The following is a 17358-nucleotide window of genomic DNA, read 5'->3' on the forward strand; positions in this document are numbered from 1 at the left end:
CCACAAGGGAAGAGGGCGCAGCAATCCGCATCACGCTCGTGATTGAAACGAAGTTCACTCCGCAGCCTCCGCCATGTGCCTCTGTCCGCCGAGATCCACCACGCGCAGCGTCGTTCGCACGCGCTGCGTGGTGCCGTCCTGAAAGCGGATCACGGTATCGACGGGGATGTCGGAAACGCCGCGGTAGATCGCGTCGATGATGCCTTCGTACTTCTCGTTGATGACGCCGCGGCGGACCTTTCTCGTGCGGGTAAGCTCGCCGTCGTCGGCATCGAGCTCCTTGTAGAGCAGCAGGAAGCGCGAGATGCGCTGGGCCGGCGGCAGCGTGGCGTTGACGGTCTCGACCTCCTTCTGAAGCAGCGCGTAGACCTCGGGTCGGGAGGCGAGGTCGCTATAGGTGGTGAAGGAGAGCCGGTTCTTCTCCGCCCATTTCGAGATGATGGAATAGCGGATGCAGATCATCGCCGCGAGTGCGTCACGGTCGGCGCCGAGCACCACGGCTTCCGCGATATAGGGCGAGAACTTCAGTTTGTTCTCGATGAACTGCGGCGAGAAGCGCTCGCCGCGCGAGGTCTCGGCGAGGTCCTTGATGCGGTCGATCACGACGAGCTGCCCGTCGTCGTTGAAATAGCCGGCATCGCCCGAGCACAGCCAGCCGTCCTTCATATCGGCGACACTCGCTTCGGGATTCTTGTAATAGCCGAGGAACATGTTGGGATGGCGCACCACGATCTCGCCGACGCCGTGAATGTCGGCATTGTCGATGCGGATTTCGACACTCTCGGCCATCGGCACGCCGGTGGTGTCAGGATCGACCTTGCCCTCGGGGTGCAGCGTGTAGGCGCCCAAGAGCTCGGTCTGGCCGTAGAGCGTGCGCAGCGGCACGCCCATGGACTGGAAGAACTTGAATGTATCAGGGCCGAGCGCTGCACCGCCGGTCGCGGCCGAGCGCAGGCGGGTGAAACCGAGGCGGTCGCGCAGGGCGCGGAACAGGATCGCGTCGGCAAAGCCGGACCGCTTCCCCTGTTCGAGCGCGGCGAGGCCGCTCTTCATGCCGACATCGAACAGTCGCTGCTTGAAGGGCGTTGCATCCATTACCTTGGCGCGGACGTCGGCGGCGATGGATTCCCAGACGCGGGGTGCGAACAGCACGAAGGTCGGCGCGATCTCGCGCAGATCGTTCATCATCGTGTCGGGCTCTTCGACGAAGTTGATCTTCATCCGGCACAAGAGGCCTTTGCCGAGCACGTAGACCTGCTCCATGATCCAGGGCAGCGGCAGCACCGAGACGTATTCGTCTTCGGGCCCCTTCGGATCGAAGGCGAGATAGGTCGCGCAATGGCCGAGCACGCGGCCGGCTGCGAGCATCGCAAGTTTCGGATGCGAGGTGGTGCCTGATGTCGTGCAGAGGATCGCGACGTCCTCTCCTTTGGTGGCATCGACCAGCTTGTCGTAAAACTCCGGCTCGCGCGCTGCGCGGGCGCGGCCGAGTTCGGCGAACTTTTCGGCCGACATCAGCCTGGGATCGTCGTATTTCCGCATCCCGCGCGGATCGGAATAGATGATGTGCTTCAGCTTCGGCACGCGCTCGGCAAGGGTGAGCAGCTTGTCGACCTGCTCCTCGTCCTCGGCGAAGACCAGCTGTGCTTCACCATAATTCAGGAGATAGGAGGCCTCTTCATCCAGCACGTCGCGATAGAGCCCGAGGCTCAGTCCGCCGATCGCGTGAGTTGCGACCTCCGCCGCGACCCAGTCCGGCCGGTTGTCGCCGATGATGCCGATGACATCGCCGCGACCAAGACCGAGTTCGACCAGGCCGAGCGCGAAATCGCGCACCCGCCTCTGGTAGTCGTTCCAGGTGAAAATGCGCCACAGCCCGAGATCCTTCTCGCGCAGCGCGATCTCGTTGCCGTGCTCCTTGGCATTGAGCCGGAGCATCTTCGGATAGGTGTCGGCCTGTGCGACGCGGCCTGCATAATCCATCATGCCGCGCTCTCCTGCGCCGGAGCAGCATCATCGGGATCGACCAGCACCTCGTCCTCTTCGCCGAGATAGGCGCGCTTGACGTGCGGATCGGCGAGCACGGTGGCCGGATCGCCCTCGGCGATCTTCTTGCCGAAATCCAGCACCATGACACGATGGGAGATGTCCATCACCACGCCCATGTCGTGCTCGATCATCACCACCGTCATCCCGAACTCCTCGTTGAGATCGACGATGTAGCGGGCCATGTCCTCCTTCTCCTCGAAGTTCATGCCGGCCATGGGCTCGTCGAGGAGAATGAGGCGCGGCTCCAGTGCCATGGCGCGGGCGAGCTCCACGCGCTTGCGCAGACCGTAGGAGAGAGTGCCCGCGGTCGCCTTGCGCACCGACTGCAGATCGAGGAAGTCGATGATCTCCTCGACCTTGCGACGGTGCTCGAGCTCCTCCTTGCGCGCGCCGGTGAACCAATACAGCGAGCCCGTGAGGAAATTGTTCTTCAGCAGGTGATGGCGGCCGACCATGATGTTGTCGAGCACGCTCATGTGGTGGAACAGTGCCAGGTTCTGGAAGGTGCGGCCGATGCCCAGGGAGGCGCGGGCATTCGGCGTCAAACCGGTGATGTCGCGGCCCTGATAGAACAGCTGGCCTTCGGTCGGCTTGTAGCGGCCGGAAATACAGTTCACGATCGAGGTCTTGCCGGCGCCGTTGGGACCGATGATCGAGAACAACTCGCCTTCCCTGATGGCGAAGCCGACATCGGTCAGCGCTCTGACGCCGCCGAATCGCAACGACACGCCGCGCACTTCAAGACTGGTAGCCACCAACGGATCCCTCCCGGTCATGGCGCTTTTTAGCGGCGCTCTTCGTCCGTTCCTCTCGGGCGATCCTAGTACGGCGGTGGCGGTGAGGCCATGCAGCAGATGGTCTCGACCGGAGCCGCACCGCTCTCGCTCCCGTTTGGGATCAAAAGCCGCATCGCCCGATGTGGTCCTCAATAGGGGAAAGCGCTATTTTGAAATGTCTCCGGCCTGACAATTCTGCGACAAAGTTTTTCGGGCGGAGGCGCCTTCATCTTTCGTCGGATGGATGGCTGAAGCGATCTTGTTGCGGTGCAACAGAAGAACGGAGTGACGAAACGGTGCGGCTGGCTTCGAGATCATGATTTCAGAGGATCATCTGAAGCGCATCGCCGCCTGGTCGCGCGAACTCACACGAGCGGAGATCGAGGTCGCGCGTGCCGGAATCACGGAGCGGTCCTACGGCACCGGCGAGAGCGTGTTCATGCGCGGCGATATTTTTGCCTATTGGGCCGGCATGGTGAGCGGACTTGCCCGCATGGGCGGGGTCTCGCGCGACGGCAAGGAGACCAGCCTTGCCGGGCTGACGGCGGGGGCCTGGTTCGGCGAGGGCAGCGTGCTCAAGAACGAGCCGCGCCGTTATGACGTGGTCGCGCTGCGCGACAGCCGCGTCGCACTGATGGAACGCAGCGCCTTCATGTGGCTGTTCGAGAACAGCGTCGGCTTCAACCGCTTCCTGGTGCGCCAGCTCAATGAACGGCTCGGCCAGTTCATCGGCATGCTCGAGGTCAACCGGACGCTCGATGCCACCGCGCGCCTCGCCCGCAGCATTGCTTCGCTGTTCAATCCGATCCTCTATCCGGAATCAACCGCGCATCTGGAGATCACCCAGGAGGAGATCGGCGCACTCTCCGGCATGTCCCGCCAGAACGCCAATCGCGCGCTGAACCGGCTGGAGAAGGAGGGGTTGCTGCGGCTGGAATATGGCGGCGTCACCATCCTCGATATCGAGCGGCTGCGCGGGTACGGAGATTAGCGCGCATTGGCGGGGGCATGGACTGGCCAGAGGTCGGCGCGCCAGCGCACCGCGATCGCGATCATCGCGACCAACCCTGCGACGGCATAGAGCGACCCCGTCGCGGAATAGCCGATGATGTCGATCAGGCTGCCGGCCGCGAGCAGTCCGATCGGCAAGCCGTAGATCACCATCATGCGCACGCCCATGACGCGGCCGCGCAGATGAGCGCTCGCGGTACGCATCAGGATCACGGCAGCCGAGATCATGGACATGCTCTGGGCGATGCCGGCGAGAACGAGGCAGGCCATCGCCACCGGTAAAGTCCTGATCTCGACGAACACGAGCAGCATGGCGTACCAGGCCAGCGTCGCGCCGATCAGAAGTCGGGCAATGCGCACGCCATTGACCAGGCTGAGCGTTATGGAGCCGATCAGAGAGCCAACGGCGAAACTCGCCGAGAGATAACCAAGGCCGGTCTGGTCAGTATGAAAGATCTCCCGCGCGATGTAGGGCAACAATCCGCCCGTGAAGGGGAATGCAGTGAGATTGGCCAGGAAGGCGACGCACAGCGCCGCGCGCATTCCCGGGCCATTCCAGGCATAGACGATGCCTTCCTTCAGATCGCCCAGCAATCTCGAAACGGCGTGACTGTTCGCCGGGAGATCGCTCGTGGTGACAGGCCTTTTCGGCCGTGTCAGGCAGAGCATCAGAAGCGCAGCTACGAGGTAGAGACCGGCGATCGCCACATACACGAGGCCAATGCCAAGGATCGCGAACAGCCCGGCGCCCGTCAATGCTCCGGCGATGCGGGCGCTGTCCTGGGTCGTGCGCGCAACGCTGATGGCCCCCACCAATTGCTCGGGCGGCATGATCTCGGCAAGCAGCGCGCCGCGGACGCCGAGATCGGAGGGACGAATCAGGCCCATGATCGCGACGATCACCATGACGCTGAGCGGGGACAAATGACCGGTCAGCGCCAGGACCATGATGGTCGAAGAGAGGGCCGTATAGGCGAGACGCATCGCGACCAGGAGATCGCGATGACCCATGCGGTCGCCGATCATGCCGAACACGGGCGCGACCAGTGTTCCGACGAACTGGAGTGAAGCGAGCACGGTGAGCAGCAGCACCGAGCCGGTCTCGACGATGATGTACCAGCCGAGCACCAGCGTCTCGACCTCGAAGGCCCAGGAGGTGAGCAGGTCGGACGGCCACTGGAAGCGATAATTGCGGATGCGGAATGGCGCGAGCGCCGAAGGTCGTGCTGTGGCGCTCACGACGCGATGACGCGTGTCATGGCGATTCCCTTGCCCTTGTTGTTTCTTCTTGCTCGCAACCTAGCGCTGGCGATGCTTGTGTCAATCGCAGCCGCCGCAGGCCGCCCCCGCGCTCCGCTCTTACCTCGCGGCGGCTCTCGGCTTCCGCTCCGCCAGCGCCGCGGCCATCGCCGAGATGAGCGGTCGCATGAAATACGCTTCATCTGCCGGCGAGACATCCGTGCGCAGACCGTGCGCGGCGAGCTCACCGGAGACCGCCGGCCCCACCGAGGCGATCAACGTCCGTTCGAGGCCTGCACGCAGTTTCGCTTCGCTGCCATGTGCCTTTGCGGCCTCGATCAGGCGACGGACCTGGCCGAGATTGGTCAGCGCGAGCGAATCGATCCGCCCCGAGGCCATTTCGTCGATGGCGGCGACAATGTTCGCATCCGCAGCCTTGGAATCGTAGACATAGGGCAGCACGGTATCGACCGCGGCGCCTTGCGCGGCCAGCGCGCTGGTCAGCGCGCGGTGATCCTTGTCTGGATAGAGCTGGAGACCGAGGCGTCGTCCTTTCAGGTCGAGCTTGGCCAGCATCTCGATCACGCCCTCTGTGGTCGGCTTCTCCGTGGTCTGCTGCGCTTCGAGACCGATCTCGCGCAGCGCCTTGCCCGGCTTCGGGCCGCGGGTGAATTTGCGCGCTCTGGCGAGCGCTTCGATAAGGGCGGCGTCGAGCCCGCGGGCGCGGGCGAGCTTCATGATGCGACGCAGGCCTTCGCCCGTCATCAGCACGAGATCGTCAAACGGCTTGTCGATTGCACGGCGAATCCAGGCCTCCACTGGAGCCGGGTCCGGCGCATCATGGATGGTGAACATCGGGCACTGCACGACCTCGGCGCCTTGCTCGACCAGAAGCTTCGAAAACTGCGCCTCCTCCCGCGTTTCCAGGATCAGGATGCGGTAGCCGTTCAAGCGGTCGGCCATGGGTATGCTCCGGTCAGACAATCGCAATCGTCCGCTCATCCTGACTCCGCGCGCGGGATTGGCGCAAGGGCGGGGTCGGTGCTAGAGCAGGGCGAAAATCGCGGATAGTTCCGCTGCACAAACCTTCATCAAGAGCCAAGCCGTTCGTCAACATGCCCGATCATCAATATGTCCTGACCCTCTCCTGTCCGGATCGCCCCGGCATCGTCTCGGCGGTGTCGACGTTCCTTGCCCACAACGGACAGAACATCCTCGACGCCCAGCAGTTCGACGACGTCGAGACCGAGAAGTTCTTCATGCGGGTGGTGTTCACAGCGGCCGATCTTGCTGTGGAACTATCGGCGCTCCAGACCGGCTTTGCCGCGATCGCTGAGCGTTTCGGCATGGAGTGGCAGATGCGCGACCGGGCTGCGCATCGCAAGGTGATGCTGCTGGTATCGAAATCCGACCATTGTCTGGTCGACATCCTCTATCGCTGGCGCACCGGCGAATTGCCGATGATACCGACCGCGATCGTCTCCAACCATCCGCGCGAGGTCTATGCCGGGCTCGATTTCGGCGGCATCCCCTTCCACCACCTGCCTGTCACCAAGGAGACCAAGCGCGAGCAGGAGGCGCAGATCATGGACCTCGTCGGCAAGACGAAGACCGATCTGGTGGTGCTCGCCCGCTATATGCAGATCCTGTCGGACGATCTCTCGGCAAAGCTCTCGGGCCGCTGCATCAACATCCACCACTCGTTCCTGCCTGGCTTCAAGGGCGCAAGACCCTATCACCAGGCGCATGAGCGTGGGGTGAAGCTGATCGGCGCCACCGCGCATTACGTCACGCGCGACCTCGACGAGGGCCCGATCATCGACCAGGACGTCGAGCGCATCAGCCATCGCGACACGCCGGAAGATCTGGTCCGCAAGGGCCGTGACATCGAGCGCCGCGTGCTGGCGCGGGCCATCCGCTACCATCTCAATGATCGCGTCATCCTCAACGGCCGCAAGACGGTGGTGTTCGTGGATTAGCTAGATGGCATCATTCCGGGGCGAGCGAAGCGCGAACCCGGAATCTCGAGATTCCGGGTTCGCCTCTGCGTGTCGCCCCGGAATGACGGCTACCCCTCAGCGCACCGCGCCGGCCGACGTCGTCCCCGTCGCGCTCTTCTGGGCCTGCTCTTCCTTCTCGCGATCCGCGGCGGGCAGCAGTCGCTTGCGTTCGCGTTCCTTCATGTAGGCATCGTATTGCGGTGTGCCCGGTCGCGGCGGCGCATCGGCGGGCAGGCCGCCGGCCCATTGCGGGACGTAGTCGCCCATGCCGGCCGAGAGTTTCTCGTTGACCGTGCCGCAGCCTGAGAGGTTGCAAGCGAGCAGGGCGACTGTAGCAGCGATCGAAAGCGAACGGGAACGCATGGACATCTTTTAGGTCGTGCCCGATCGGGCGCGGATGAGGGGACGCCACATGGGCGTTTACGACGAACTATAGCTCCTCAACATGTAAAATTGGCCTATTCGAGGTTGGTGCGTCTGTATACAAAGAGGTACTATGGTAAGTAGATTTAGTCCTTGAAGCGGTAAATCTAACTGATACGGTATACATCGAGTATTCACTCGTGCTTGTTCGGAGAGAGCCGCCGGATGGCCTCACCGCGAAGCACGTGAGATATCCAAATTCTGCAAATGAGAGGCGGAATCCTCCATCCACGCGTTGCGCGGGCCTTCCTACAAATGGGGCATCAACAAGCCATCACCCGACCGGTCAATGCCACCAGGGGCTTTTTCGTTGACAGGACCAGATTATTTGTACAATCGTACAAATCTCTCCCTGCCGTCGTTGCGGCAGATCACACGGCTTGCGCCGAATGGTCGCCCAACGTCCGATTGACAACGGGGTTGCAGAGGACGCCATGTGGCCGCACGGCATGGCTTGTCCGTGAGTGAAGCGCGGCAAGGACCGGGCACTCGGTCCGGCGCACAACAGGTCAGGAATGAAGGGGAGGGACATCTGATGTTCGAACGCAAGATCTTTTCACGCATCGCAGCAGCGGCCGTCATGGCGGGCCTCGCGGCCGTCGCGTCCGCCAAGGCCGAGGACAGCGTCAAGGTCGGCCTGATCCTGCCAATGACCGGCGGCCAGGCTTCTACCGGCAAGCAGATCGAGAACGCGATCAAGCTCTACATGCAGCAGAAGGGCGACACCGTCGCCGGCAAGAAGATCGAGATCATCGTCAAGGATGATGCCGCGATCCCGGACAAGACCAAGACCGCCGCCCAGGAGCTGATCGTCAACGACAAGGTCAACTTCATCGCCGGCTTCGGCGTGACGCCGGCAGCTCTCGCCGCCGCGCCGCTGGCGACACAGGCCAAGATCCCGGAAGTCGTAATGGCGGCCGGCACCTCCATCATCACCGAGCGATCGCCCTATATCGTGCGCACCAGCTTCACGCTGGCGCAGTCCTCGACCATCATCGGCGACTGGGCGGTGAAGAACGGCATCAAGAAGGTGGCGACGCTGACCTCGGACTACGCGCCGGGCAATGACGCGCTGAATTTCTTCAAGCAGCATTTCACCGCCGGCGGCGGCGAGGTGGTCGAAGAGGTCAAGGTGCCCTTGCAAAATCCCGACTTCGCGCCGTTCCTCCAGCGCATGAAGGATGCCCAGCCCGACGCGATCTTCGTGTTCGTGCCGGCGGGCCAGGGCGGCAACTTCATGAAGCAATATGCCGAGCGCGGCCTCGATAAGGCCGGCATCAAGGTGATCGGACCCGGCGACGTCACTGATGACGATTTGCTCAACAACATGGGTGACGCCGTGCTCGGCACGGTCACCGCGCATCTCTATTCCGCGGCGCACCCCTCGCAGATGAACAAGGATTTCGTTGCGGCCTACAAGAAGGCATTCGGCAACCGTCCGGGCTTCATGGCCGTGAGCGGCTATGACGGCATCCACCTGATCTATGAGGCGCTGAAGAAGACGGGTGGCGACACCAACGGCGACAAGCTGATCGAGGCGATGAAGGGCCAGAAGTGGGAGAGCCCGCGCGGCCCGATCTCGATCGACCCCGAGACCCGCGACATCGTCCAGAACATCTACATCCGCAAGGTCGAGAAGGTCGACGGCGAGCTCTACAATGTCGAGTTCGCGACCTTCGAGGCCGTCAAGGATCTCGGCAAGACCAAGAAGTGACGCGCGCAAGCGCGTCATCCCGGGGCTCTCCTCACCTCTCCCGCTTGCGGGAGAGGTCGGCGCAGAGCGCCGGGTGAGGGTTCTCTCCTCGTCGGGAGTCTCTCAGTGGAAAGACCCTCTCCCCAACCCTCTCCCGCAAGCGGAAGAGGGAGTGCAGCACGGCCCTTGGCCACACTTGAGATGACCTTCGACTCCTGATGACCGCAATCCTCACCAACCTGTTCGATGGCGTTGCCTACGGCATGCTGTTGTTCGTGCTCGCCTGCGGGCTCGCGGTCACGCTCGGCCTGATGAACTTCGTCAATCTTGCCCACGGCGCCTTCGCCATGGCCGGCGGCTATGTCTGCATGGTGCTGGTCAACCGGATGGGGTGGCCGTTCTTCGCCGCGCTGCCGCTCGCCTTCGTCTCGGCCGCCGCAATCGGCATCGCGCTCGAACGTACGCTGTACCGCCACCTCTATACGCGCAGCCATCTCGACCAGGTGCTGTTCACCATCGGCCTGACCTTCATGTCGGTGGCGGCCGTGGACTACATCCAAGGCTCTTCGCGCGTCTTCATCAATTTACCCGTCGCGCTCCAGGGGCAGTTCGACGTGTTCGGCGTCGGCATCGGCCGTTACCGGCTGATGATCATCGTGATCTGCGGCCTGCTCACCATCGGCCTGCAGATGGTGCTGGCGAAGACACGCTTCGGCAGCCGCTTGCGCGCCGCGGTCGACGATCCCCGCGCCGCCAGTGGTCTCGGCATCAACGTGCCGCAGGTGTTCGCCTTCACCTTTGCCTTTGGCTGCGGGCTCGCCGGCCTCGGCGGCGCGCTCAGCGCCGAGATCCTCGGGCTCGATCCGTATTTCCCGCTGAAGTTCATGATCTACTTCCTGATCGTGGTCACCGTCGGCGGCTCCTCCTCCATAACAGGTCCGTTCCTGGCCTCGCTCCTGCTCGGCATCGGAGACGTCGCCGGCAAATATTACGTGCCAAAGATGGGCCCCTTCGTGATCTACACCATGATGATCGTGATCCTGATCTGGCGTCCGAACGGCCTGTTCGGCCGCACGGCCGCGCGGTGAGTTCGCCGATGACCGCTGCTTCCGACGTCGGGCACCACGCCCAGCGCCAGGCGCGCTGGCACTACGGCGAAGTCGCCTTCTGGCTCATCGTGCTGGCCTGCGGCTTTCTGTTTCCGTCGCGCTATCTGATCATGACCGACATCCTGCGCCTCGCGCTGTTCACGATGTCGCTCGATCTGATCCTCGGCTATGCCGGCATCGTCTCACTCGGCCACGCCGCCTTCTTTGGCGTCGGCGCCTATGCCGCGGGACTTCTTGCCCTGCACGGGATCATCAACGAGCCCGTGCTCGCGCTCGTCGTCGCCGGCCTTGCCGCGATGGTGCTCGGGTTCGCCACCAGCTTCCTGGTGATCCGCGGCGTCGACTTGACGCGGCTGATGGTGACGCTCGGAATCGCCCTGCTGCTGGAAGCGCTCGCCGAGCGCTTCTCCAACATCACCGGCGGCACCGACGGTCTGCAAGGCATCGAGATGCAGCCGATTTTCGGCGAGATCCCGTTCGACATGTTCGGCAAGGCCGGCTTCTTCTATTCGCTCGCCGTGTTGTTCGTGCTGTTCCTATTCGCCCGCCGCGTCGTGCACTCGCCATTCGGCCTGTCGCTGCGCGCGATCAAGAACAATCCGCTGCGTGCCGCCGCCATCGGTATCCCCGTCAATCGCCGCCTGATCGCGATCTATACGCTGGCGGCGTTCTATGCCGGCATTGCGGGGGCGCTGTTTACCCAGACTACCGCGATCGCCTCGCTCGACGTGTTTGCCTTCGAGCGCTCCGCCGACCTGATGCTGGTACTCGTGATCGGCGGCACCGGCTATCTCTATGGCGGGCTGATCGGCGCGGTGGTGTTCCGCATGCTTCAGGAATTGTTCTCGACCATCACCCCGCAATACTGGCAGTTCTGGATCGGCCTCGTGCTGGTCGTGATTGTGCTGGTCGGCCGCCAGCGCCTGCATCGCTGGGTGCTGTATGTGCCGAACTTGATCATCAAGCAGGTTGCGGGACGTAAAGCCGTCGTCGCCGTGCCGGAGAGCGACGCATGACCATCGCGCTCGAAACCCGGAATCTCGAAAAGACATTTGGCGGTCTGCGTGTCACCCGCGATCTCTCGCTCAGAATCGAGCAGGGCGCCCGCCATGCGCTGATCGGCCCTAACGGCGCCGGCAAGACCACCGTGATCAACCAGCTCACCGGTGTGCTGAAGCCGAACTCCGGCCGCATCCTGCTCGAGGGCCAGGACATCACGGACCTACCCGTGCACAAACGCGTGCTGCGCGGCCTGTCGCGCACCTTCCAGATCAACCAGCTCTATCCCGACCTGACCCCGCTCGAGACCATCGGCCTTGCCGTCTCCGAGCGCCTCGGCCATGGCGGCGACTGGTGGCGGCGGATGGGGACGCGCAGCGACGTCAACGGTGAGATCGCCGAGCTGCTGACGCGCTTCCACCTGCTCGACGTCATGAACGAAGAGACCGTGACGCTGCCTTACGGCAAGCAGCGCCTGCTCGAGATCGCGGTCGCGATCGCGGCCAAGCCGCGCGTGCTGCTGCTCGACGAGCCCGCCGCCGGCGTGCCCGAGAGCGAGCGCCACGACATTCTCGCCGTCGTCGGCGCGCTGCCGCGGGATGTCACCGTGCTGCTGATCGAGCACGACATGGACCTCGTCTTCTCCTTTGCCGATCGCATCTCGGTGCTGGTCTCCGGCGCGCTGCTGACGGAGGGTCCGCCCGAGCAGGTCGCGCGCGATCCGCAGGTGAAAGCGGTCTATCTCGGCGAGGAGGCGGTCAATGTCTGACCTGCTCGCGATCGATTCACTGCGCGCCGGTTACGGCGAGGCCGTGGTGCTGCCGAAAATGACGCTCCGCCTCGCCCAGGGGCAGGTGCTGGCTTTGCTCGGGCGTAACGGCACCGGCAAAACCACGCTGATCAACTCCATCGTCGGCGTCACCCGCCGCTTCGCAGGTAGCATCACGCTCGCCGGCACCGACGTCACGGCCATGCGGCCCGACCAGCGGGCGCGCGCCGGCATCGGTTGGGTGCCGCAGGAGCGCAACATCTTCCGCTCGCTCACGGTGGAAGAGAACATGACCGCGGTGGCGCAACCCGGTCCCTGGACGGTGGAGAAGGTCTACGAAATGTTTCCGCGGCTGAAGGAGCGGCGGAGCAATTTTGGCAACCAGCTCTCCGGCGGCGAGCAACAAATGCTGGCGATCGGCCGCGCGCTCACACTCAACCCGAAGGTCCTGCTGCTGGACGAGCCGACCGAGGGCCTCGCCCCCATCATCGTCGAGGAGCTTCTGAAGGCGATTGGGACCATCACCCGGGCTGGAGGGATCTGCTCGATCATCGTCGAGCAGAATGCCCAAAAGATTCTGGGGCTCGCCGACCGCGTTGTGATATTGGAGCGCGGAACGATCGTCCACGACGCTCCGAGCGCTGCGCTGAAGGCCGACCCATCGGTCCTGGAGCGCCATCTCGGCGTGGCAGGGGCGGCGGCACACTAAAATTTGCAGGGAGTAACACATGCAGCGAACCAAAGCCCCCTTCCGCGCCGACGAGGTCGGCAGCCTTTTGCGCCCCGCCAAGATCAAGGAAGCCCGTGCAAAACTGGAGAAGGGCGAGATCTCGGCTGACGATCTGCGCAAGATCGAGGACTTGGAGATCGAGAAGGTCGTGCATAAGCAGGCCTCGATCGGCCTGAAGCTCGCGACCGATGGCGAATTCCGCCGCTCCTGGTGGCATTTCGACTTCCTGGCCAAGCTCACCGGCTGCGAGCTGTTCCACCCCGACACCGGCATCCAGTTCACGGGCGTGCAGACCCGTCACGATGCGGTCCGCGTCATCGGCAAGCTCGATTTTCCCGATAACCACCCGATGCTGGATCACTTCCGCTTCCTGAAGAAGGTCGCTGACCAGGCCCACGTCACCGCCAAGATGACGATCCCGTCACCGGCCGTGCTGCACTTCCGCGGCGGCCGCAAGTCGATCTCCAAGGACGTCTATCCCGACCTCGATGCCTTCTACGAAGATCTCGGCAAAACCTATCGCAAGGCGGTGAAAGCGTTCTACGACGCCGGCTGCCGCTATCTGCAGTTCGACGACACCGTCTGGGCCTATCTCTGCTCGCAGGACGAATTGCAGAAGGCGCGCGAGCGCGGCGACAATCCCGAAGGCTTGCAGCAGATCTACGCCCGCATCATCAACTACGCCCTGGCGGAGAAGCCCGCCGACATGGTGGTGACGACGCATGTGTGCCGCGGCAATTTCCGCTCGACCTGGATCTCCTCGGGCGGCTACGAGCCGGTGGCCGAGACCCTGCTCGCCGGCACCAATTACGACGGCTACTTCCTGGAATACGACAGCGACCGAGCCGGCGGCTTCGAACCGCTGCGCTTTCTGCCCAAGGGCAACAAGGTCGTCGTGGTCGGCGTTATCACCTCGAAGTTCGGCGAACTCGAGAGGAAGGACGACATTAAGCGCCGCCTGCAAGAAGCCGCCAAATTTGCTCCGCTGGAGCAGCTTGCATTGTCCCCGCAATGCGGCTTTGCTTCGACGGAAGAGGGCAACATCCTCTCCGAGGAAGAGCAGTGGGCGAAGCTGAGCCTTGCGGTGGAGATCGCGAAGGAAGTGTGGGGTAATTGAGCCTCGCAACTAGCCGAGCTCGTGTCCCGGACGCGCTGCAACGCTCTTAGCGTTGCTGCGCTGAGCCGGGACCCTCCCTGCTACACTTGCCGCTCGGTGGTATGGACCCCGGCTCTGCAGCGCACCGCTGAAGAAGCGCTGCGCTGCGTCCGGGGCACATCTCACTTCTCTGCCAGGTAAACCTCGCCCAGCAACGACGAATTCGACCACGGCACCTGCTTGTTCTTCGTGGTCGAGACCACCTCGGCCCGCACCCGCGTCAGCATCTGCTGCACCTCCAGCCCGGGGGTGCCGATATGGCGCGAGAGGGCGGCGGAGAACGGCGAGTTGGCGCCTTCGCCGTCGAGCGCGACCTGGCCCGGTGCGGTCGCGAATGCGATCAGCGTGCCGGCCCCTAAAGTCGCACCGGTGCCGAGACTCGTTGGCGCGGCGAGGCCCGAGGTGCCCTCGATGCCGCGATTATTTCCGGCAGCTGCGACCTGCTGCGCCATCGGGTTGTTGCGGCAGGCATCGAAGATCAGGATGTTGGTGCGGACCTGGTCGTCGAGGCCGGCCATGATCGTGTCCATGTCGATCATCGCCTCCGTCATGTTCGCGCCCGGCTTGAGCGCGACGTCGACGGGAACGAGATAGTTGCGGCCGTCGACCTGCACGCCATGGCCGGCATAATAGACCACTGCCACCTGCGCCCGCGCCGCCTCGCGTAGAAAGTCGCGCGTCATCTTCTGCATCGCAGCGCGATCGAGATCGACGCCCTCGGACACGCTGAAGCCGATATCGCGCAGGCTCTTCGCGACCGCACGTGCATCATTGGGCGGATTGGGCAGCGCCTTGACATGCGCATAGGCGCCGTTGCCGATGATTAGCGCCATGCGCGTGCCGCGGACGGCCGGAGCTGGCGAAGGTGTCGGTGCTGAGCCGGTCTGCTGCGGGGCAGGGGTTGCCGCCGGCTGCGTCGCAGGGGAGGGCGCATCGCGCGGGATCGGCGCGGTCGCGTCTGTCACCAGCGACAGGCGCACTCTTGCGGTGGCCTGGTTGGCCTTGCTGCCGGCGTCCGACGCCACGATCGCCAGCGTCGCCCTGTAGTCCTCGCGGGCATGGGCGTAGTCGCCCTTGGCCTCATAGGCGAGCGCGCGATGGATGTAGCCAGAGATCAGCACGCTGTTCGGCGGAGTCATGATGTTGACTGGCGGTTTCTCCTTGGCGAGCCGGATCGCCTCGCTGCCATCGGTGATGGCGCGATCGAGATCGCCCTTGGCGCGCCAGATCGCGGTGCGATTGATCAGTGGCTGCGGCAGCGAGGGATCAAGCCGGATCGCCTGGTTGATGTCGGCGAGTGCACCGTCGAGATCGCCGAGCGCTTCCTTCGAGATGCCACGGTTCTGGAACGAGAACGCCGATCTCGGATCGGCCTTGATCGACATGTCGTAGTCGGCAATCGCCTTGGCATAGTCGTGCTTGCCGCGCCAGGCGTTGCCCCGATTGTGGAAGATGATGCCGCTGGGCGGGCCGAGCTTCAGCGCATCATCGAAATCGGCGATCGCGATGTCGTAGTCGCCCTTGTCGTAATAGGCCGATCCCCGCAAGTTGTAGGCCGCCTGGCTCGGCTGCAGCCGGATCGCCTCCGTGGCATCAGCGATGACCTTGGCGTAGTCGCCCTTTTTATTCCAGCCGACGGCCCGCCAGAAAAAGACGGTCGCGAGCTGCTCGCCCTTGAAGACCTTCAGCGCGATGATCTTGGTGCAGGCGTCGACCATCTGGTCCGCTGGCGTGGTCTCGGTGGTGCAGAGCGGGCCGAGCTGATTACGCGCCTGCCCGAAGGCGGGCAGGGCTCCCGGCGCGACGGTGAGCAGGCAGAGCGCGACGAGCAGACGGCGCATGGCGATGGTCCCGTGAGGAGAAGCGCTTGTTTGTTGCCCAAGAGCACGTAGGGGTTCACCGTTCCGCCCTGGCGCCCCCAGGGAAACGCGCCGCCTCGATCCTTGCTATTCCCTGAGTGGGCAGAATTTGCTAAGAGGTGGGACCCAACCCAGCTGCCCACCGCTTCCCACTTATGAAGAACGACGAAATCCTGAGCCAGATCACCGAGTTCTGCCGCAAGGCGGACATGGCGGAAACGACCTTCGGCCGGCGCGCGGTGAACGATGGGAAGCTGGTGCATCGCCTGCGCGAGGGAAAGCGCATCACCATCGACACGCTGGAGCGGATCCAGGCCTATATGGCCGCATCGATGGCCGGCGGCGTGCCGCCGCCGCGGGGACTTCAGGTGCCGCCGGAAAAGCGCGATCCGCGCGGCAATTTCCGCTTCTTCGAGAACCGCCAGAAATATCTGCTGTTCGTCCACACCTGCAGCGAAAAGCGCGTGATCGCGGACCGGGTTGCATTGGAGCTTTCATCCATCCACCCGCGCCCGCCAGCTCTGCGTTTGTTCGACGCGGGCGTCGGCGACGGCACGGTGCTGGCGCGGGTGCTGCGCGCAACGCACCAGCGTTTTCCACACATACCGTTCTATGTCGCCGGCAAGGAGCTCAGCCTGGAGGACCTGCGGCTGACGCTGGAGAAGGTGCCGGACCGCATTTTCGAGCATCCGGCGTCGGTGTTCGTCTTCACCAACATGTTTTACGCGGAGGCGCCATGGCTCACGCCTGCATCGCCTGCGGCTGCGGCTGCCACTGTCTGGCACGAGGTGCCGCTTCGCGGCGGTTCATCGGGCGAGTTCGAGCAGCAGATCGCGGAGCTGAGGCCGTTCTTGGAGCAAAACTGGCGCGCTGCGATCAGCCCACGCACGGCTATGCCGCTCTACGAGCGGCCCGTCGTCCTCGTGCTCTATCGCGAGGACCACAGATTCCTGTTGGATTCGACCATTCCGCGGCCGGGCCAGGCCGAAGCCAATTTCGATCTCGTCATCGCGTCCCAGCCCTACCGAGCCCTGTCCTCGGTCAATTTCCGAGCCAAGCGGATCATTGCGCCCCTGGCGCGGGCACTTCGGCCGGGCGGCAGGCTGATCGGAATCCACTCCCACGGCCACGATCCCGGTATGGAAATGATCCAGGCGATCTGGCCCGGAGAAAATCCTTTCTCAGTCAGCCGTCATGAGCTACTGCGTGCAGTTAAGTATGAACTTGGATCGGTGGGCCGCGACTTAAACTTTAATGCCTACGCGGATAACCGTTCGATCTTCAGGTATGATATGGAAGCGCTGCCCAACGAGGTCACGGGTAGCATCGGAACCTCGACGGCCTTTGCAGCGTGGAATGCGGCGGTGTATGTCGCTCAGATTGAGGACGACCGGTTGACAGAAATGACTCAAAACGGCCGCACTCTGGATGCCGCCAGGGACGTGCTGCGAAAGTACAATGGGCTCTGGTTTCTCGACGAATCCTACGTCATCTCGCGTCGGCGTGATTGACATCATCAAAAGTAAACATCGCAAACGCCCGCCG

The 17358-nt window shown here is 63.6% G+C and carries 15 protein-coding genes; 9 read left to right on the plus strand and 6 right to left on the minus strand.

Features of this window, described 5'->3' with window-relative positions:
- Nucleotides 1-54: 54 nt before the first annotated feature.
- Together P6U29_RS15325 and P6U29_RS15330 are read right to left on the minus strand one after the other, a co-directional pair.
- Nucleotides 55-1986 (minus strand): long-chain fatty acid--CoA ligase, encoded by a 1932-nt coding sequence (locus P6U29_RS15325; protein WP_407118344.1) that lies wholly within the window; start codon nt 1984-1986, stop codon nt 55-57.
- Complete coding sequence (locus P6U29_RS15330) at nt 1983-2825, minus strand: ABC transporter ATP-binding protein (protein ID WP_407118345.1); 843 nt, start codon at nt 2823-2825, stop codon at nt 1983-1985. The genes P6U29_RS15325 and P6U29_RS15330 overlap by 4 nt, the downstream gene beginning before the upstream one ends.
- Before the next feature lie 316 nt (nt 2826-3141).
- Here P6U29_RS15330 and P6U29_RS15335 point away from each other — a divergent pair, with 316 nt between their 5' ends.
- On the plus strand, nt 3142-3816 hold the full coding sequence (locus P6U29_RS15335; RefSeq protein ID WP_407118346.1) for a Crp/Fnr family transcriptional regulator: 675 nt from the start codon (nt 3142-3144) through the stop codon (nt 3814-3816).
- Here P6U29_RS15335 and P6U29_RS15340 read toward each other — a convergent pair.
- Nucleotides 3813-5075 (minus strand): MFS transporter, encoded by a 1263-nt coding sequence (locus P6U29_RS15340; RefSeq protein WP_407118347.1) that lies wholly within the window; start codon nt 5073-5075, stop codon nt 3813-3815. The genes P6U29_RS15335 and P6U29_RS15340 overlap by 4 nt on opposite strands.
- A gap of 120 nt (nt 5076-5195) precedes the next feature.
- A complete protein-coding gene (locus tag P6U29_RS15345; protein WP_407118348.1) occupies nt 5196-6038 on the minus strand; it encodes a uroporphyrinogen-III synthase in 843 nt (280 codons plus the stop codon).
- A gap of 152 nt (nt 6039-6190) precedes the next feature.
- Between P6U29_RS15345 and purU the strand changes: the two genes are divergently transcribed.
- Complete coding sequence (gene purU, locus P6U29_RS15350; RefSeq protein WP_407118349.1) at nt 6191-7054, plus strand: formyltetrahydrofolate deformylase; 864 nt, start codon at nt 6191-6193, stop codon at nt 7052-7054.
- 96 nt (nt 7055-7150) lie between these two features.
- Here the strand turns inward: purU and P6U29_RS15355 are convergent, their stop codons facing one another.
- The gene (locus tag P6U29_RS15355; RefSeq protein WP_407118350.1) at nt 7151-7444 is read right to left on the minus strand and encodes a hypothetical protein; all 294 of its coding nucleotides are present in this window, start codon (nt 7442-7444) and stop codon (nt 7151-7153) included.
- 589 nt (nt 7445-8033) lie between these two features.
- On the opposite strand from P6U29_RS15355, the gene P6U29_RS15360 reads away from it, so the two are divergent.
- The 6 genes from P6U29_RS15360 to P6U29_RS15385 all read left to right on the plus strand — a co-directional run bounded on the left by P6U29_RS15360 (nt 8034) and on the right by P6U29_RS15385 (nt 13915).
- Nucleotides 8034-9212, plus strand: a complete 1179-nt coding sequence (locus P6U29_RS15360; RefSeq protein WP_407118351.1) for an ABC transporter substrate-binding protein — start codon at nt 8034-8036, stop codon at nt 9210-9212.
- A gap of 197 nt (nt 9213-9409) precedes the next feature.
- Nucleotides 9410-10279 (plus strand): branched-chain amino acid ABC transporter permease, encoded by an 870-nt coding sequence (locus P6U29_RS15365; protein ID WP_407118352.1) that lies wholly within the window; start codon nt 9410-9412, stop codon nt 10277-10279.
- 8 nt (nt 10280-10287) lie between these two features.
- Nucleotides 10288-11316: a branched-chain amino acid ABC transporter permease gene (locus P6U29_RS15370; protein WP_407118353.1), complete on the plus strand. Its 1029-nt coding sequence runs from the start codon at nt 10288-10290 to the stop codon at nt 11314-11316.
- Nucleotides 11313-12068 (plus strand): ABC transporter ATP-binding protein, encoded by a 756-nt coding sequence (locus tag P6U29_RS15375; protein ID WP_407118354.1) that lies wholly within the window; start codon nt 11313-11315, stop codon nt 12066-12068. The genes P6U29_RS15370 and P6U29_RS15375 overlap by 4 nt, the downstream gene beginning before the upstream one ends.
- Nucleotides 12061-12777, plus strand: a complete 717-nt coding sequence (locus P6U29_RS15380; RefSeq protein ID WP_407118355.1) for an ABC transporter ATP-binding protein — start codon at nt 12061-12063, stop codon at nt 12775-12777. Before P6U29_RS15375 ends, P6U29_RS15380 begins: the two co-directional genes overlap by 8 nt.
- 19 nt (nt 12778-12796) lie before the next feature.
- Nucleotides 12797-13915 (plus strand): cobalamin-independent methionine synthase II family protein, encoded by a 1119-nt coding sequence (locus P6U29_RS15385; protein ID WP_407118356.1) that lies wholly within the window; start codon nt 12797-12799, stop codon nt 13913-13915.
- Between the two features lie 161 nt (nt 13916-14076).
- Here P6U29_RS15385 and P6U29_RS15390 read toward each other — a convergent pair whose 3' ends face one another.
- Complete coding sequence (locus P6U29_RS15390; RefSeq protein WP_407118357.1) at nt 14077-15795, minus strand: caspase family protein; 1719 nt, start codon at nt 15793-15795, stop codon at nt 14077-14079.
- A 173-nt stretch (nt 15796-15968) separates the two neighbouring features.
- Here P6U29_RS15390 and P6U29_RS15395 point away from each other — a divergent pair, with 173 nt between their 5' ends.
- The gene (locus P6U29_RS15395; RefSeq protein ID WP_407118358.1) at nt 15969-17324 is read left to right on the plus strand and encodes a hypothetical protein; all 1356 of its coding nucleotides are present in this window, start codon (nt 15969-15971) and stop codon (nt 17322-17324) included.
- Nucleotides 17325-17358 lie beyond the last annotated feature (34 nt).

Source organism: Bradyrhizobium sp. LMG 9283 (genome assembly GCF_045571415.1).
GTDB lineage: Bacteria > Pseudomonadota > Alphaproteobacteria > Rhizobiales > Xanthobacteraceae > Bradyrhizobium.

Excerpts from the sequence above, each read along its gene's own strand:
- P6U29_RS15325 (WP_407118344.1), bottom strand. The coding sequence starts at position 1,986 with ATGATGGATTATGCAGGCCGCGTCGCACAGGCCGACACCTATCCGAAG.
- P6U29_RS15330 (WP_407118345.1), bottom strand. The coding sequence starts at position 2,825 with ATGACCGGGAGGGATCCGTTGGTGGCTACCAGTCTTGAAGTGCGCGGC.
- P6U29_RS15335 (WP_407118346.1), top strand. The coding sequence starts at position 3,142 with ATGATTTCAGAGGATCATCTGAAGCGCATCGCCGCCTGGTCGCGCGAA.
- P6U29_RS15345 (WP_407118348.1), bottom strand. The coding sequence starts at position 6,038 with ATGGCCGACCGCTTGAACGGCTACCGCATCCTGATCCTGGAAACGCGG.
- purU (WP_407118349.1), top strand. The coding sequence starts at position 6,191 with ATGCCCGATCATCAATATGTCCTGACCCTCTCCTGTCCGGATCGCCCC.
- P6U29_RS15355 (WP_407118350.1), bottom strand. The coding sequence starts at position 7,444 with ATGTCCATGCGTTCCCGTTCGCTTTCGATCGCTGCTACAGTCGCCCTG.
- P6U29_RS15360 (WP_407118351.1), top strand. The coding sequence starts at position 8,034 with ATGTTCGAACGCAAGATCTTTTCACGCATCGCAGCAGCGGCCGTCATG.
- P6U29_RS15365 (WP_407118352.1), top strand. The coding sequence starts at position 9,410 with ATGACCGCAATCCTCACCAACCTGTTCGATGGCGTTGCCTACGGCATG.
- P6U29_RS15370 (WP_407118353.1), top strand. The coding sequence starts at position 10,288 with ATGACCGCTGCTTCCGACGTCGGGCACCACGCCCAGCGCCAGGCGCGC.
- P6U29_RS15375 (WP_407118354.1), top strand. The coding sequence starts at position 11,313 with ATGACCATCGCGCTCGAAACCCGGAATCTCGAAAAGACATTTGGCGGT.
- P6U29_RS15380 (WP_407118355.1), top strand. The coding sequence starts at position 12,061 with ATGTCTGACCTGCTCGCGATCGATTCACTGCGCGCCGGTTACGGCGAG.
- P6U29_RS15385 (WP_407118356.1), top strand. The coding sequence starts at position 12,797 with ATGCAGCGAACCAAAGCCCCCTTCCGCGCCGACGAGGTCGGCAGCCTT.
- P6U29_RS15390 (WP_407118357.1), bottom strand. The coding sequence starts at position 15,795 with ATGCGCCGTCTGCTCGTCGCGCTCTGCCTGCTCACCGTCGCGCCGGGA.
- P6U29_RS15395 (WP_407118358.1), top strand. The coding sequence starts at position 15,969 with ATGAAGAACGACGAAATCCTGAGCCAGATCACCGAGTTCTGCCGCAAG.